Genomic DNA, 15,112 nt, shown 5'->3' on the forward strand with positions numbered 1-15,112 from the left:
ACTCCTCAGCAGTAGCGGGCTCACCATATGGGCACATACCCGTCATGGGGCAACCAATGCCATACCCGATTGAACCAATGCTGGCCGTACCTGGGGAACTACCCTCCGATCGCGACCGGTACGGCCTGGAGGTCAAGTGGGACGGCATCCGGGCGCTCGTGCACCTCGACGGCGTCCTGAGGGTGACGGGACGGCACGGCGTGGAGTACACCCGGCGATACCCCGAGATCTCGGGGTTCGCGGTCAAGAACGCCGTGCTCGACGGCGAGGTCGTGGCGCTGGACCGGCGCGGCAGGCCCAGTTTCGTCCGGCTCCAGCACCGTATGCACCTGACCGACCCGGAACCGTCCGTGCTGGACCTCTACCCCGTCACGTACATGCCCTTCGACCTGCTCTGCCTGGACGGCCGGCCGCTGTTCGACCTGGCCTACCGCGACCGCCGCGCGCTCCTCGACGAGCTGGACGTCGGCGCGCCCCCGTACTTCCCCGGGGACTCCGACCTGCTGGCCGCCACGCGCGAACAGGGCCTGGAGGGTGTGGTGGCCAAGCGACTCGACTCCCCTTACCGGCCGGGCGTGCGCTCGCCATGGTGGATCAAGGTCAAGCACCTCAGCACGCGGGACGTCGTGATCGGCGGCTGGAAACCCGGCAAGGGCCGCAGAGCCGGCGGGATCGGCTCGCTGGTCATGGGCGTCTTCACCGGTGAAGGGCTGACGTACGTCGGCCACGTGGGAACCGGGTTCACCGACGCCATCCTGGACGACCTCCACCAGGCGCTCCGACCTCTGGAGATCCCGCGCAGCCCGTTCACGAACGCGGTCCCGTGGAGAAATCGGTGGGTTAGGCCCGATCTCGTCGGGGAGGTGGGCTACACGATGTGGACCGACGAGCTGCGGCTGAGACATCCGGTGTGGCGCGGGCTGCGCGCCGACACGCTCCCCTCGGAGGTGACGCTGTGAAGAAGGTGCCGGTCAGGGTGGACGGGCGCGAGCTGACGCTGAGCAACCTGGACAAGGTGCTCTACCCGGAGATCGGCTTCACCAAGGCCGAGGTGATCGACTACTACAGCCGCGTGGCCCCCGTCCTGCTGCCGCACCTCGCCGGCCGGCCCCTGACCGTCAAGCGGTACCCCAACGGCGTCACCGGCCAGTTCTTCTTCGAGAAGAACGCGCCCGAGCACACGCCCGACTGGGTCAGGAGGGTCAACCTGCCCGCCCCCGGCAGCACCAAGAACCGCGAGAGCATCGACTTCGCCGTCATCGAGGACCTGCCGACGCTCGTCTACTACGCCAACCTGGCCGCGCTGGAGCTGCACGTGCCTCAGTGGTGCGTGGACGACGACGGCGCGGCGCTGCCGCCCGACACGCTCGTGTTCGACCTGGACCCGGGCGCGCCGGCGACCATCGTGGAGTGCTGCCGGGTGGCGCTCACACTGCGCGAGGTGCTGAAGGACGAAGGGCTCGACGCCAGGCCCAAGACCAGCGGGAACAAGGGCATGCAGCTCTACGCCGACTGGGACTGCCGCGAGGAGCCCTCCGCGTACGCCAAGAGGCTGGCCCAGGCTCTGGAGAAGGAGCACCCGAAGGAGATCGTCAGCGTCATGGCCAGGAAGGCCAGGCCGGGCAAGGTGTTCATCGACTGGAGCCAGAACAATCCGGCCAAGACCACCGTGGCGCCGTACTCGCTGCGGGCCAGGGAGCGGCCGACGGTCTCGACGCCGCTGCTGTGGAAGGAGGTCGAGGACTGTGAACACGCCGATGACCTGGTGTTCACCGCCCCTGACGTACTCGCCAGAGTGGAGAAGCACGGCGACCTTTTCAGCCGGGCGTAGTCTGGACCCGTCCGCACCAAGAGGGGGGCCGAAGATGTCGGAAATGGACACCCGCGGGGACGAGAGCGTCTACGACGAGGAGGAGGAAGAGGAGTTGTCGCCGGAGACGCCCGAGGCCGACGCCGCCGAGCAGCATCGCGAGATCCGCCAGGAGACCGCCCAGGAGCGCCGCGAGCTTCCACTCGACGCCGACCCCGCCGACGCGGCCGACCAGGACCGCGTCGTGGACTACGACGACGACGACTACCGCTGAGCACGGGCCGCCCGCCAGATCGAGCGTGTATGACGATGACCGCCGAGGTGTCGGCTACCCGCACGTAGGATGTCGGCACAGTTCGCTGAGAGACCAATGGAGACCCGCGTGACCGCAACCCCGGACGCGAAGCCCCGGGGCACCCGGCTGCCCCGACTGGCCCGACGCCGGCAACTGCTGAGCGCCGCGCAGGAAGTGTTCGTGGAGAACGGCTACCACGCGGCCGCCATGGACGAGATCGCCGATCGGGCCGGGGTCAGCAAGCCGGTGCTCTACCAGCACTTCCCCGGCAAGCTGGAGCTCTACCTCGCGCTGCTCGACCTGCACGTCGACGACATGGTCAACCGCTGCCGCGAGGCCCTGGCCTCCACCCACGAGAACAAGCTGCGGGTGCAGGCCACGTTCAGCGCGTTCTTCGACTTCGTCTCCACGCAGGGGGAGGCGTTCCGGCTGGTCTTCGAGTCCGACCTGCGCAACGTCGCGCCGGTGCGCCAGCGCGTGGAGCGGTCCCTGCAGGAGTGCGCCGAGATGGTCAGCGCGGTCATCCAGGAGGACACCGGCTGCACCAGCGACGAGGCCCACCTACTCGGGGTCGGCCTGGTCGGCATGGCCGAGGTGAGCGCCCGCTACTGGGTCACCGCGCAGGGCTCGATCCCCAAGGACGCGGCCGAGCAGCTCATGGCGCGGCTCGCCTGGCGCGGGATCAGCGGTTTTCCGCGTACGGCATAACCCGTTCGCTGGGCGCGATCATTCACCGCCTCCGGGCCTCCGAGCGACGACGATGGAACCGAGCGCTAACCCAGTCGACTAGGGAGCCACGATGGAAGTCAAGATCGGCGTACGCTCGGTACACCGCGAACTCGTTGTCGAGACCGACCTCTCCGCCGAGCAGGTCGAAGAGGAGATCAGGAACGCGCTGTCGGTAGATCGCGGCGTCTTCGCCATCACCGACGTCAAGGGCCGGCGCGTGGTCGTGCCGGTGGCCTCGCTCGGTTTCGTCGAGATCGGTGAGGACGAGTCCAGGCCGGTCGGCTTCGGCGGCACCCTCTAACCACCCTGAAGGCCCACGACGAGGGTACGGCCACACTCAGCCGTACCCTCACCGGCCGCGCACGCCGCCCGACGCCTCCACCAGGTCACGCCGGGAACGCACCAGAGGCCGCACCGGCATCACGGGCCACAGGGCTCACGGTCGCCCGGCCGCCCGAGGCGGCAACCCCGGACGTGGCGCCGGCGCCGCTCGGCGTGGTCCCGTCTCAGGTCGGCGTGGTCCCGCCCATGGTCGGCGTGATCCCGTCTCTCGTCGGCGTGATCCCGTCTCTGGTCGTTCGTCGGGCATCCCGCGCTTCCCCTTCGCAGCACGACGCGCGAAGTCCAGCGATTCGGCCCACATCTCGTCAAGGAACTGCCGTAGCGGCGCGAGGCCCTCATGTCTGGGACGGTACATCCGTTTCGTCCCCTCGCACCGCCCCACGACCGGACCGGTCTGCTTCGCCATCCGGCAGGATGCGGCCGAGCTCGCGGGCCCGGCCGTCCGTGGTCGTCCGTCCGTGGTCGTCCGTCCGTGGTCGTCCGTCCGTGGTCGTCCGTCCGTGGTCGTCCGTCCGTGGTCGTCCGTCCACCGGCCAGGGCTAGATGCCGAGGGCGGCCATTCGCTTGTTGTGCGCCTCCGTCAGGGTCGCGAACAGGCGTGAGATGTCAGGCGTCTCGCCCCCCGCCGCCCTGGCCGACTCCACCAGCAGCAACGCCAGCTCCGGCCGCGCCGTCGCCACCTGCTGCCCCTGGCTGAGCGCCTCGCCGACGAGCCGCCGGGCCCACAGCGCGAGCCGCCCGCCCGCCGTCGGGTCGGCCTCGATCCCGGCCCTGACCCGCTCGACGGCGAACTGCGAGCGCGCCTCGTCCACCAGCACCTCGTCCACCAGCTTGACGATCGACGGCTCCAGGTGCCGGGCGGCCTCCCGGTAGAAGTCGAGCGCGATCCCGTCGCCCACGTACGTCTTGACCAGGGCCTGCAACCAGTCGGCCGGCCGCGTCTGGGCGTGCCAGGCGTCGAGGGCCGCCACGAACGGCGCCATCGCCTCCTCCGGATCGGCCCCCAACTCGGCCAGGCGGTCGCGCAGCAGGCGGAAGTGGGCGTACTCGGCCACGGCCAGCTCGCTGAGCGCGGCGCGGTCGGCGAGCGAGGGCGCCAGGGTGGCGGCGTCCTCGGTCATCCGGGCGTAGGCGCTGAGCTCGGCGTAAGCTAGAACCCCGAGCAGGTCGACGACTCCAGGAGACTCCTTCATGGAGGCAGCGTACTTCCCGAAATATGCGGGAACATAAGCGAGCTCGGCCAACGTTGTGGTATCGAGTACACTGCTCTGTGAAAGTGCGACCGCACTGTGTTAGTTCGGGGGAATCCCCCGATAACCCCCGATTCCCCGGGTGCGCGGTCGCTGATGACGCGAGAGGGCTGGCTCTACCGCGAGGACCCACGTAACGGGGGCTGTTTTCCGCCCGTCGGTCCCGGCAGGCCCGCCTTCATTTGAGACTGAGGCAGGCCACGCTGACGACTTTCCGAGACCTCGGAGTCACACCAGAGATCGCCGATGCCCTCGAGACCGAGGGTATCGTCACACCGTTCCCCATCCAGGAGATGGCGCTCCCGCTCGCCCTGAGCGGCCAGGACCTCATCGGCCAGGCGCGCACGGGCACGGGCAAGACCTACGCGTTCGGCATCGCGATGCTCCAGAGCATCGGCAAGCCGCGCAAGAACCGCAAGAAGCCCCGCGGGCTGGTCGTCGTGCCGACCCGCGAGCTGGCCGTCCAGGTCAGTGAAGACCTGGTCACCGCGGCCGGCAAGCTCGGCTCCCGAGTCCTGACCGTCTACGGCGGCCGGGCGTACGAGCCGCAGATCGAGGCGCTCAAGGCCGGGGTCGACGTCATCGTCGGCACCCCGGGCCGTCTGCTCGACCTGGTCAAGCAGAAGCACCTCGACCTGAGCCAGGTCACCTCCCTCGTGCTCGACGAGGCCGACCGGATGATGGACCTGGGCTTCCTGCCCGACATCGAGCGGATCTTCAAGCTGATCCCCGCGGAGCGGCAGACGATGTTGTTCTCGGCCACCATGCCGGGCGAGATCGTCACGCTGTCCCGCAAATACCTCAACCGTCCCACCCACGTACGCGCGGAGATGGAGAGCGGCGAGGGCGAGACCACCCCGCAGGTGCGTCAGATCGTCTGGCGCGCCCACCGGATGGACAAGATCGAGATCGTCGCCCGGCTGCTCCAGGCCGAGGGCCGCGGGCTCACCATGGTCTTCTGCGAGACCAAGCGGGCCTGCGACATGGTCGCCGAACAGCTCGACACGCGTGGTTTCGCGGTCGCGGCCGTCCACGGCGACCTCGGTCAGGGCCAGCGCGAGCAGGCTCTGCGGGCCTTCCGGGCGGGCAAGATCGACGTGCTGGTCGCCACCGACGTGGCGGCCCGCGGCATCGACATCGACGACGTCACCCACGTGGTCAACTACGACTGCCCCTCGGACGACAAGACGTACGTGCACCGCATCGGCCGTACCGGCCGGGCCGGGCGCACGGGCATCTCGGTCACCTTCGTGGAGTGGGAGGAGCTGACCCGCTGGAAGATGATCAACCAGATGCTCGGGCTCGACTTCGCCGAGCCGGAGGAGACCTACTCCACCTCGCCGCACGTCTACACCGAGCTGAACATCCCCGCGGGCACCAAGGGCGTCCTGCCGCACGCGAGCCGTTCGCGCGCCGGGCTGGCCGCGGAGCGCATCGAGGACCTCGGTGAGACCGGCCGGAGCCGCACCCGCGGCGGCAAGGGCCGGCGCGAGGAGCGCGAAGAGCGCGAGCGCCCGGCCCGCGCCCAGCGCCAGCGTCGCCGCACCCGCGGCGGCAGGGAACTGGCCGAAACCGCACCCGCCGAGACGCCGGAGGTCGAGATCGTGGCCGCCAAGACGGAGGAGACTCCCGCCATCTTCACGCCCGACGAGGTCCAGACGACGGCCGCCGAGCCGAAGCGCACGCGCGTCCGCAGCAGGGGGGCCGCGTCGTCGGCCATCGAGCAGGCGCTGGCCGAGGCACCGGAGACCCCGGTGAAGCCGGCCCGCTCCCGCAAGGCCGACCAGCCCCAGGCCCCCGACCCGCGTCCGCGCGAGGAGGCCGCCGAGGCGCCCGTGCGGAACCGTGCGGCCGAGGCCGCTCCTGTGGAGGAGCCGGTCCGGAGCCGGGCGGCCGAGGTCGCGCCCGAGCCGGTCGTGGAGTCCGTGCCGGAGCCGAGCTTCCTGGCCACGCCTCCGCCGCCGGTCCGCAAGGAGCCGGAGCGGATCATCCCGCCGAGCCCGTTCGCGGTGATCTTCCAGTCGCCCGACCTGGCCACGGACGACGACGACATCGCGCCGTCCGCGGCGACCGAGCGCAAGCAGCAGCGCCGCCAGGCCCGTGGCGGTGGCGGTGGCGGCAACCGCCGCCGCGCAGGCTAGCGACGACGAGAAGGAGGCGCGCATCCCGTTCGCGGGGTGCGCGCCTTTTTCGTCCGTACGGCACCGGCGCCGGGAGGGAGCCCTACGCGCCCCTCACGGCCTCAAGGCCCCGTCGCCCGACATGTGCGCCCTCCAGGCATCGCAGGGCCCGAGAGGCCGCCTCAGGGCCCGCCACGCCCCACTGGGGACGAGGACGTCGCCCACCCGCTCCCGGAGCGTGAAAGCCGCAAAGCTCACAACTCGCCACAACTCGCACCAGCGTCGGAGCTTTGCCGGTGTCGAGGCGCTGACCTCTGGGTATTGTTGCCCCACGTGAGTACGCCGCGATTCCTCGACCTGCCACCCGGTGTGACGCCGCAGAAGCTCGAAACGCCCCATGGCGCGTTCGCGGCTCTGGAGGCGCTTCCGGTCAGCGGCGTGGTCGAGCGCTGGCCCGCCCTCCTGGTCCCCGGCCTGACCGGCAGCAAGGAGGACTTCATCGCGGTCCTGATGACCCTGGCCCAGTCCGGCCGCCGGGTGGTGGCCGTCGACCTGCGCGGCCAGTACGAGACGCCGGGCCCCGACGACCCCGCCGCCTACACCTGCGCGGCCCTCGGCGCCGACGTCGACCTGATGGCCCAGGCCATCGGCGGCGGCGACCCCGTCCACCTGGTGGGCCACTCCTTCGGCGGCCTGGTCGGGCGGGAGGCCGTGATCGACGGGCGCACCCGGTTCGCCTCGTTCACGCTGATGAGCTCAGGCCCGGCGGCCATCGAGGGCAGGCGGGCGCGCAACGGCCGGGAGATCATGGAGGAGATCCCGGCCCTGGGGCTCGAACACCTCTGGCACCGCCGGATGGAGCCCGAGGCGCTGGCCGCCGACGTCTCCGACGAGATCCTGGCGTTCCTGCGCAAGCGGCTGCTGACCAACTCCCCCACCGGCCTGGCCCGGATGGCCGAGCAGGTCCTGCACGCCCACGACCGCACCGACGAACTGCGCGAGATCGAGATCCCCACCCTGGTCCTCTACGGCGAGCACGACGACGGCTGGTCGCCCGAGACCCAGTCGGAGACGGCCGCCCGGCTCGGCGCCGACTGCGTGGTCGTGCCCGGCGCGGTCCACTCCCCCGCCGTCGAGGCGCCGGAGACGACGGCCGCCGCGCTGGTCAGGTTCTGGAACGCGGCCGAGAAGCACTATTTGGACACAAGGTCCAATGCCATGTAATCATTCACTTACTATGACGGACGAACTCGTCGTCCAGGCGCCGCGGAGCGCGACCTGGCAGGTGCATCTCGACCGTTCGATGTGGGTGGGCGGCGTACGCGGCCTCATGTTGCAGGCGCTGCACCCGCTGGCCATGCTCGGCGTCTGGCAGAACTCCACCTTCCAGGACGACCCCTTCGGCCGCCTGCGCCGCACCGCCGACTTCGTGGGCCGGGTGACGTTCGGCAGCCCGGCCGAGGCCGACGAGATCGGCAGGCGGGTGCGCGGCATCCACAAGGCGCTGCGCATCACCGATCCGCGTACCGGGCGCACGCACCGGGTGGACGATCCGGAGCTGCTGCTGTGGGTCCACTGCGCGGAGGTGTCGTCGTACCTGGAGGTGGCCAGGCGCGGCGGGCTCGGGCTGAACGAGCGGCAGGCCGACCGCTACCTGCGCGAGCAGCGCAGGAGCGCCTCCTACGTCGGGCTGCACCCTGAAGACGTGCCGGGCTCGTGCGCCGAGATGGACGCCTACTTCAAGCAGGCCCGGCCCGCCCTGCGGGTGACCGAGGAGGCGGCGGCGACCGTGCGGTTCCTGCTGTGGCCCCGGCTGCCGCGCGAGCTGCGCAGGTTGTCGCCGGGCAAGCCGGCCTACTTCCCCTTCGGCGCGCTCTGCTACTACACGCTTCCGGAGTGGGCCCGCCGCATGTACGGCGTGCTGCCCGAGGTGCCCCCGGCGACGGTCACCGCGGCGCTGAGGGCGTTCCGGCTGGGCATGAACGCGCTGCCGGAGCCGGTGCACGACCGGGCGTTCATGCCCTCGACGCGGGCGATGCTGGCGGGCGCGCGGGCCCGGCTCGGCGCGGCCGGCTACGACGTGAGCAAGGGGCTGAAGGGCCTGACCGACCCCCGTCGCTGGCCGGCAGCACGGGCCGCCTGACGCTTCGCCGGGGATCAGTCGGCCAGGCCGTCCCAGGGGTTGCGGTCGGAGCCGGCGGCCTGGCCCTCCGGGCAGTGGCGGCGGAAGTCGCACCACGAGCAGAGCGGGCCGGGGCTGGCGGCGAACACCGTGTCGAGCTCGGCGGGGACCTGGGCCGGGCCGACGACGGGACGCTCGCCCGCCCCCCGGCCCGCCGCCTGGGCCGGGCGCTTGGTCGAGGTGGGGGCGCCCATCACGGCGCGGTAGCGCTCGTCGGCGGTGGCGGCCTCGACGGCGATCTCCTCGGCGCGGCGCAGGTGCCGGCCCAGCGACTCGTCGGTGTGGCGCCACTCGACGATCTCGCCGGTGGGCAGGTGGTGCAGCTCGACCGCGCGGCACGGCGTGCGCATCATCGTGGAGGCCGCGATGGCGTACGTGGCCAGGGCGAGGGACGAGCGGGCGTCGTCCTGGGTCAGCGGGCGGCGGCCGGTCTTGTAGTCGACCACGACCAGCTCGTCGCCGCGCCGGTCGAGCCGGTCGATGCGCCCGGACAGCGCGACCACCTTGGTACGCGTGGCCACCGTGCGCTCGACGCCGACCGGTTCGTCCGCGGGATCTAAGGTCGTGACATATCCGGACACGAGGTCGCGGGCCCGGCCCAGCCACTCGGCCGACTGCTCGGCGTCCCTGAACCCCTCGGTGATCCACCCGTTCGTGAGCAGGACGGCGGCCGTCAGCGGCGTGCGCCGCTCGTACGGCTCACGCCACCAGGCCGCCAGCGCGTTGTGCACGCTGGCGCCGACGCTGTTGTGCGCCCAGGCGGGCCCCTTGGAGGGCTGCGGCCGGTCCAGGTAGGTGAACCGGTAGCGGCGGCGGCAGTCGAGCCAGGTGTTCAACCGCGACGGCGTGCACGCGTAGAGCCGCCGCGGCATCCCGTCCAGCGGAAGCTGGTCGTACACCTACTCGTCGCCGGGGCCGAGCTTGATACCGGAGACCCTGGTGCCGTCGGTCAGCGGGCCCTCGTCGTCGCGGGCGGCGGCCGGGTCGCGGGTCAGCGAGCCCGACACCCAGTCGTCGAAGTGCGGCTCCAGGTCGCCGACGGTGACCTCGTCACCGTGGTTGGCCAGCACCCGCGTGTCGGCCGGCAGCGTGAACAGCCGGCCGCCGATCGAGGTGAGCTGGTCGGCCAGCGCCGGGTACTCGCCGCCGAGCTTGCCCGGCCCGTCGGCCTGCAGGGCCTTGCCGGTGAAGACCGCGCCCAGCGCCTCGCAGTAGAGCGAGATCCCGCCGGGCGTGACGCCGGGCGTCTCCATGACGTCGAGCTGGACGTCGGCGACGCCGAAGACGCCGTCGTCCTCCATGTCGATGTCGGGCCAGGTCTCCCGCCAGGTCTCCCGCCACAGCGGTTTGTCCTTGGGGTGCAGGGCGACGACCGCCTCGTCTCTGCTGGCCACCTCGATGGCCGCGCCGACGTGGTCGGGCAGGCCCGCGGTGCAGATGACGGCCAGCACCTCACGCTCGCCGACCTGCTCAAGGATCTTCTCGGCGTCCCGCGCCGCGTCGATGACGATGACTTCGTCGTCGTCACCGATGATCCAGGTGTTGTTCTCGACCTTGTGCTCGGTGCCGTCGATGTCGACGACGCCCTCGGTCACCACTCGCTCGATACGCGCTGTCACGCTTCCGAACTTTAGCCCGTCTGCATGAGAGCGCGAATCGCGTTGATGATGAGTTGCACGGCGAGCGCCGAGAGCAGCAGGCCGGCGATCCTGGTGACCAGCTCCACGCCGTTCTCCTTGATGACGCGGATGATGCTGACCGAGAAGCGCATGAACAGCCACAGCAGGATGTGCACGGCCGCGATGGCCAGCATCAGCGCGGCCAGCCCGTCGGCGCGTCCCTCGGCCTGCTGGGCGAAGACGATGGTCGCCACAATCGCGCCGGGCCCGGCCAGCAGCGGCGTGCCGAGCGGCACCAGGGCGACGTTGACGTTCGAGCGCACGGTGTCGGTGCGCGGCTCGGCCGTGCCGCGCAGCAGCTCCAGGGCCACCAGCAGGAGCAGCAGGCCGCCCGCGATCTGCATGGCGGGCACCTCGACGTGCAGGTACGACAGGATGGCCCGCCCGAACACCGCGAACACCACCACCAGGCAGAACGCCGTCACCGCGGCCTGCCAGGCGATGCGCCTGCGCTCGGCCGGGGTGCGGCCGAAGGTGTAGGCGAGGAAGAGCGGGATGACGCCCGGCGGGTCCATGATCACGAACATCGTCACGAACGCCTCGACGAAGAACCTGACCCCGGACACCGCTCCCCCAACCGGCCGCCCGGGGGAGGCGATCCTGTGCTCAGCCCCGCGCCCGACCCGTCAGGCGCGCTCGATCTCCGGCCCTCAGTCCTCCAGCAGCGGCGAGAACCCGCCGAACGGCACCTCGAACTCGCGGTCGCGGGCGTCCTGGAGGGACAGCTCGGCCAGTGCGATCATGCAGCCGGCCTCGGCGGGCCAGGCGATGGTCCACAACCAGTTGCCGAGCGCCTCGCCGGCGTAGACGGCCCGGTCGTCGATGCCGGCCAGGCACCACATCGCCGTGGGATGGCCCAGCACCTCGATCTTCGCGTTGGGCGGACCGGAGTCGAACCCCTCACCGGGGTCGGGACCGTCGAGCCCCGCGAACGTCGCGCCGAGCCCGACGCCCGGTTCCTCGGCGATGACCAGCAGGTCGGCCGGCCCTTCGATCGGCGAGGGCCCGCTCAGCGCGACCACGCTGGCCCGCGAACCGGTACGGTCGTCGCCGACCTCGCCGAACCCGGTCACCGTCCAGCCGGGCGGCAATGGCCAGGGCAGCCACACGGGCACCACCGAGCGTTTCCGCAGGGCCTCCAGCGATTCGCCCGTGGGCGGTCGCGGAGGCTGGTACGGCAGGACGTCGCCGTGCGTGTCGCAATGGAACGCACTGGACGGGGCGCTCGACCCGTGAAGCGGGCCGAAGCACCTTGGGCAGGTAGGAGCCGCTCTCACAGCTACCCACGGTGCTTCCTCCGGCACGGTCACGTCAAGACCGGGACCCGTTATCCCGTCGTAATCTTGGTCATGTGCGCGTAAATTGTGTCGGCGCGATCATTTTCGACGCCTCTGACCAGCTTCTTCTCATCCGGCGCGGCCGCCCGCCGGGCAAGGGCCTGTGGTCGCTCCCGGGCGGCCGGCTGGAGCCCGGCGAGAGCGACGCGGCCGGCGTGCGCCGCGAGGTCATGGAGGAGACCGGGCTGCGCGTCGAGGTCGGCCGCCTGGCCGGCACGGTGGAGCGTCCCGGGCCGGGCGGCGTCACGTACGTGATCCGCGACTACCTGGCGACCTGCGCCGGCGGCGTGCCCGTGGCCGGTGACGACGCCGCCGACGTGCGCTGGTGCGGCCCCGGTGAGCTGGCGCTCCTGCCGCTCACCGAGGGGCTGCTCGGCTGCCTGACCGAGTGGGGCGTGCTCACCGGCCGGCGGTGAGGCTGGAGGTCCACAGGATCAGGTGGTCGGTGTCGTACGTCGTGGACCTGCCGAGCGCCACCACCTCCGTGCCGCTGATCGCCACGGCCGTCAGGGCCTGCATGCCGAGGCCGGAGAGCCGGTCCTTGGTCAGGGCCATGCGGTTCCACGACAGGCCGTCCTGGGAGACCCAGGCCGCGCTGTCGCCCTCGCCGGGGACGCCGTGCCAGCCGACCGCCACCAGGCCCTGGTCGCCCGCGGCCAGGTCGTGCACGGCGGCCGCCTGGTCCGCGGGCAGCCAGGCCGTCGTCCAGCTCTCGCCGTCGTCGTCGGAGACGGCGGAGAAGGCGCGGCGTGCGCCGTCCGTCACGGCCGTGCCGATCGCGACGAGCTTGTCGTGGTACGTCGTGACCTGCCGCAGCCCGGCCGACGTGGCGTCCGGCGGGGTGACCCGCTTGCGGGCGCTCCAGTTCACGCCGTCGTCGGAGAACCAGACCACGCTGTTCTCCCGGTCGCCGGTCCCCGACCCGCCGACCGCGACGTAGCCGCCCTGGGTCGCGATCACGTCGTGGACGCGTACGCCCGAGCCGCCCTGGGGCAGCTTCCTGGACCGGGTGTACTTGCGCAGGTCGGGCGTGAACCACATGGCGGCGGCCACCGAGCCCGCCTGGTCATGGGACTCGCCGGCCAGCACGTACCCCTTCTTGCCCGCCGCCACGGCGTGGGTGTCCAGGTAGGGCCGGTCACGGTCGCGGGCCAGGTCGCCGGAGACCGGCACGCGCCGCCAGTTCTCGCCGTCGACGGAGGTGACGAGCAGGGGGTCGGTGACGGCCAGGTTCGTCTGGGTGCTGCCGGCCGCCAGCCAGCCGCGGGCGCCGTGGGCGACGTCCTCCAGGATCTGCCGGCCGGGGCCGCCGAGGCTCATCGACTTCCAGCGCTGCCAGTTGCTGATCGTCCACAGGCCGGCGTCGCCGGAGGCGGCGCCGACCGCGACGTACCGGCCGCCGGCGGCCGCCAGGCGGGTGGTCTCGCGCGAGACCCTGGTCAGGCCCTCGACCTGGCCGAGCTGGACGCGGGCGGCGGCGCCGCGCGGCGGCGCGGTCATCAGCACGAGCTGGTTGTCGACGTCGGAGGCGGCCTGGTCACCGCCGGCGAACAGGGTGCCGCCGTCGGAGATCGTGAACCCGCGCAGCGTCGCGCCCGCCAGGTCGCCGAGGTCGGCCCGCTTGGTCCAGCCGCGCCCGTCGGCGCTGGTCAGGACCGAGTACTTGCCCAAGGTGGCCTGGCTGATCGCGGCCACGCCGGACCGGTAGGAGACCAGCGACTCCACGCCTGGGCTCTCGCCGCTCAGGCCGCCGATGGAACCGCACTGCGACCACTGGGCGCCGGTGGGCGAGCAGTAGACGCGCACGCCGCCGTCAACCGTGCGCTGCCTGGTCGGCACCAGGACGAACCGTTTGGGCAGCACGGCCACCGTGCCCGTACGCGGCTCGGCCTCGGGCAGCTGGAAGCCGGTCGCCTGCCAGCCGCGTCCACCGTCGGACGAGCGCAGCACGCGCGAGCCGCTCCCGTCGGCCGGGCGGCCGACGGCCACGACCGTGTCGCCCTGGGCGACGACCGCCCTGATCTCCTGGACGTCCAGTCCCCTGGTCTCCACGCGTTCCCAGACCCGGCCGTCGGACGAGCGCCAGGCCGCCGGGCCGGGGCCGCCGTCCCCCTGCGTGGCGCCGACGGCGACGAAGCCGGAGGCCGTCCTGGCGATGTCGTAGATCTGGTCGCCGGGGCGGAACGCGGCCATGCCGGTGGCGTTGACCGTCGTCCAGCTGAAGCCGTCGACGCTGGTCCACAGGCCGCGCTCGCCGGACGGGCCGTCGCCGCCGCTGGCCAGCCAGCGGCCGTCGCCGCCGACCACGCGCTGGACGACGGGCGTGGAGGCGCCGCTCACCTGGCCGAGCTGCCAGTGCTTGCCGGCGTCGGGCGAGAACAGGAAGAGCGGGCGCGGGGTCGGGCTGGTGGTGTCGCTGCCCACCGCGACCACCGCGCGGCCGACGGAGACGATGTCGTTGAGCTTCTGGTTGGTGCCGACGCCGGCGGCCGGGACGGTGAAGAGGTCGTCCCCCGAACGGCCGGTGCCGGCCTCCAGACGCAGTCCGGGGGCGTCGGTGTCGCTCCAGCGCCAGACGAGCACCCCTGCGGCCACCAGGAGCGCCAGGGCCATGGTGAGGGCTATGGGGGCGGCCCTGCTGCCCCGGTGCACGGGGCTGGACCTGCGTACGGCGGCCGGGGCCGGGCCTCTGTGGTGCCTGCCGCCGGCGCCGCCGGGGCGCGGCGGGCCGGTGGCGACCAGCAGATCCGGTCTCGTGGGACGCCCGCCGGGCGGCCGGCCCACCCGCCTGACCTCGGCCTCCTCCTCACCGGCCGCCGCGAGCTCGCCGTCCCGGACCCCGGGGTCGCGGGGCTCGGGGTCACGGGGCTCGGGGGTGCGGGACTCGGAGGCGCGGGGCTCGCGGTCGTGCGGCCCGTGGGCATGGGGGTCGGGGTCGTGCGGGGTCTGGGGGCCGGGGGTTTCGGGCTGCGCGGGCGGGGGCTCTGTGGCGGGGGCGGGGGCCTCGTCGGCGGGGAGCGGCAGGTGGTAGGGCGGCTCGCGGTGGGGGCCCGCGGGGGCCGTGCCCTCCTGGGGGCCGTCGGCGGGCGGGGCCGGGGGCCCGGACGGGGACGCGGCGGATGGGGGCGCAGTGGGCGGGGGCGCGGCGGGCGGTTCCTGGCGGGGCGGGCCGCCGGCGACGAGCTTGTCCGGGCGGTTGACGATGCGCCGGGGGCGGCGGCGCGGCTCGACCTCGGGCTCGGCCGTCGGCGAGCTGTACGGTCTGCGCCCCTTGGGCGGCTCCTGCGGCGTCTCCTCCGGGATCGGGGACGCGAACGGCGGCATGCCCCAAGGGGAGGTCAAGGGTAAGCCCCGGGCCCGGTCGTCGG

Annotated in this window: 15 protein-coding genes; 9 read left to right on the forward strand and 6 right to left on the reverse strand. The window is 72.4% G+C overall.

The window, feature by feature from the left end; translation table 11 throughout:
* Positions 1 to 77 precede the first annotated feature (77 nt).
* From ligD (ABT158_RS12370) to ABT158_RS12390, 5 genes are all read left to right on the forward strand, one after another.
* Positions 78 to 959: a non-homologous end-joining DNA ligase gene (gene ligD, locus ABT158_RS12370; RefSeq protein WP_352352845.1), complete on the forward strand. Its 882-nt coding sequence runs from the start codon at positions 78 to 80 to the stop codon at positions 957 to 959.
* The gene (gene ligD / locus ABT158_RS12375; RefSeq protein ID WP_352352846.1) at positions 956 to 1,831 is read left to right on the forward strand and encodes a non-homologous end-joining DNA ligase; all 876 of its coding nucleotides are present in this window, start codon (positions 956 to 958) and stop codon (positions 1,829 to 1,831) included. Before ligD (ABT158_RS12370) ends, ligD (ABT158_RS12375) begins: the two co-directional genes overlap by 4 nt.
* A 43-nt stretch (positions 1,832 to 1,874) precedes the next feature.
* Positions 1,875 to 2,084, forward strand: a complete 210-nt coding sequence (locus tag ABT158_RS12380; protein ID WP_352352847.1) for a hypothetical protein — start codon at positions 1,875 to 1,877, stop codon at positions 2,082 to 2,084.
* Between the two features lie 108 nt (positions 2,085 to 2,192).
* Positions 2,193 to 2,813 carry a TetR/AcrR family transcriptional regulator gene (locus tag ABT158_RS12385; protein WP_352319259.1) on the forward strand — a complete coding sequence of 207 codons (621 nt, stop codon included), beginning with the start codon at positions 2,193 to 2,195 and terminating at the stop codon, positions 2,811 to 2,813.
* 91 nt (positions 2,814 to 2,904) lie between these two features.
* A complete protein-coding gene (locus ABT158_RS12390; protein WP_352352848.1) occupies positions 2,905 to 3,135 on the forward strand; it encodes a DUF3107 domain-containing protein in 231 nt (76 codons plus the stop codon).
* 580 nt (positions 3,136 to 3,715) lie between these two features.
* Here the strand turns inward: ABT158_RS12390 and ABT158_RS12395 are convergent.
* Positions 3,716 to 4,369, reverse strand: coding sequence for a ferritin-like fold-containing protein (locus tag ABT158_RS12395; RefSeq protein ID WP_352352849.1), 654 nt, complete (start codon positions 4,367 to 4,369; stop codon positions 3,716 to 3,718).
* A gap of 350 nt (positions 4,370 to 4,719) precedes the next feature.
* Here ABT158_RS12395 and ABT158_RS12400 point away from each other — a divergent pair, with 350 nt between their 5' ends.
* The 3 genes from ABT158_RS12400 (at position 4,720) to ABT158_RS12410 (ending at position 8,689) form a co-directional block, all read left to right on the forward strand.
* On the forward strand, positions 4,720 to 6,567 hold the full coding sequence (locus ABT158_RS12400; protein ID WP_352352850.1) for a DEAD/DEAH box helicase: 1,848 nt from the start codon (positions 4,720 to 4,722) through the stop codon (positions 6,565 to 6,567).
* A gap of 312 nt (positions 6,568 to 6,879) precedes the next feature.
* Positions 6,880 to 7,770 carry an alpha/beta fold hydrolase gene (locus tag ABT158_RS12405; RefSeq protein WP_352352851.1) on the forward strand — a complete coding sequence of 297 codons (891 nt, stop codon included), beginning with the start codon at positions 6,880 to 6,882 and terminating at the stop codon, positions 7,768 to 7,770.
* Positions 7,771 to 7,783: 13 nt separating this feature from the next.
* A complete protein-coding gene (locus ABT158_RS12410; RefSeq protein WP_352352852.1) occupies positions 7,784 to 8,689 on the forward strand; it encodes an oxygenase MpaB family protein in 906 nt (301 codons plus the stop codon).
* Positions 8,690 to 8,703: 14 nt separating this feature from the next.
* On the opposite strand, the gene ABT158_RS12415 is transcribed toward ABT158_RS12410, so the two are convergent.
* The 4 genes from ABT158_RS12415 to ABT158_RS12430 all read right to left on the reverse strand — a co-directional run bounded on the left by ABT158_RS12415 (position 8,704) and on the right by ABT158_RS12430 (position 11,717).
* Positions 8,704 to 9,627 carry a RecB family exonuclease gene (locus ABT158_RS12415; RefSeq protein ID WP_352352853.1) on the reverse strand — a complete coding sequence of 308 codons (924 nt, stop codon included), beginning with the start codon at positions 9,625 to 9,627 and terminating at the stop codon, positions 8,704 to 8,706.
* Positions 9,628 to 10,347: an MBL fold metallo-hydrolase gene (locus tag ABT158_RS12420; RefSeq protein WP_352352854.1), complete on the reverse strand. Its 720-nt coding sequence runs from the start codon at positions 10,345 to 10,347 to the stop codon at positions 9,628 to 9,630.
* 11 nt (positions 10,348 to 10,358) lie between these two features.
* Entirely contained in the window at positions 10,359 to 10,973 is a 615-nt protein-coding gene (locus ABT158_RS12425; RefSeq protein WP_352319244.1) for a MarC family protein, read from the reverse strand.
* An 84-nt stretch (positions 10,974 to 11,057) separates the two neighbouring features.
* Positions 11,058 to 11,717, reverse strand: a complete 660-nt coding sequence (locus ABT158_RS12430; RefSeq protein WP_352352855.1) for a DUF6758 family protein — start codon at positions 11,715 to 11,717, stop codon at positions 11,058 to 11,060.
* A 41-nt stretch (positions 11,718 to 11,758) separates the two neighbouring features.
* Between ABT158_RS12430 and ABT158_RS12435 the strand changes: the two genes are divergently transcribed.
* Positions 11,759 to 12,160 carry an NUDIX hydrolase gene (locus ABT158_RS12435; protein ID WP_352352856.1) on the forward strand — a complete coding sequence of 134 codons (402 nt, stop codon included), beginning with the start codon at positions 11,759 to 11,761 and terminating at the stop codon, positions 12,158 to 12,160.
* Here ABT158_RS12435 and ABT158_RS12440 read toward each other — a convergent pair.
* Positions 12,144 to 15,068, reverse strand: coding sequence for a hypothetical protein (locus tag ABT158_RS12440; protein ID WP_352352857.1), 2,925 nt, complete (start codon positions 15,066 to 15,068; stop codon positions 12,144 to 12,146). The genes ABT158_RS12435 and ABT158_RS12440 overlap by 17 nt on opposite strands.
* Positions 15,069 to 15,112 lie beyond the last annotated feature (44 nt).

The organism is Nonomuraea sp. NPDC001636, from assembly GCF_040298265.1.
GTDB lineage: Bacteria > Actinomycetota > Actinomycetes > Streptosporangiales > Streptosporangiaceae > Nonomuraea.

Bases quoted from the DNA above. Each gene is read 5' to 3' on its own strand.
- ABT158_RS12410 (WP_352352852.1), top strand. From the start codon at position 7,784: ATGACGGACGAACTCGTCGTCCAGGCGCCGCGGAGCGCGACCTGGCAG.
- ABT158_RS12440 (WP_352352857.1), bottom strand. From the start codon at position 15,068: ATGCCGCCGTTCGCGTCCCCGATCCCGGAGGAGACGCCGCAGGAGCCG.
- ABT158_RS12380 (WP_352352847.1), top strand. From the start codon at position 1,875: ATGGACACCCGCGGGGACGAGAGCGTCTACGACGAGGAGGAGGAAGAG.
- ABT158_RS12395 (WP_352352849.1), bottom strand. From the start codon at position 4,369: ATGAAGGAGTCTCCTGGAGTCGTCGACCTGCTCGGGGTTCTAGCTTAC.
- ABT158_RS12390 (WP_352352848.1), top strand. From the start codon at position 2,905: ATGGAAGTCAAGATCGGCGTACGCTCGGTACACCGCGAACTCGTTGTC.
- ligD (WP_352352845.1), top strand. From the start codon at position 78: ATGCTGGCCGTACCTGGGGAACTACCCTCCGATCGCGACCGGTACGGC.
- ABT158_RS12400 (WP_352352850.1), top strand. From the start codon at position 4,720: ATGGCGCTCCCGCTCGCCCTGAGCGGCCAGGACCTCATCGGCCAGGCG.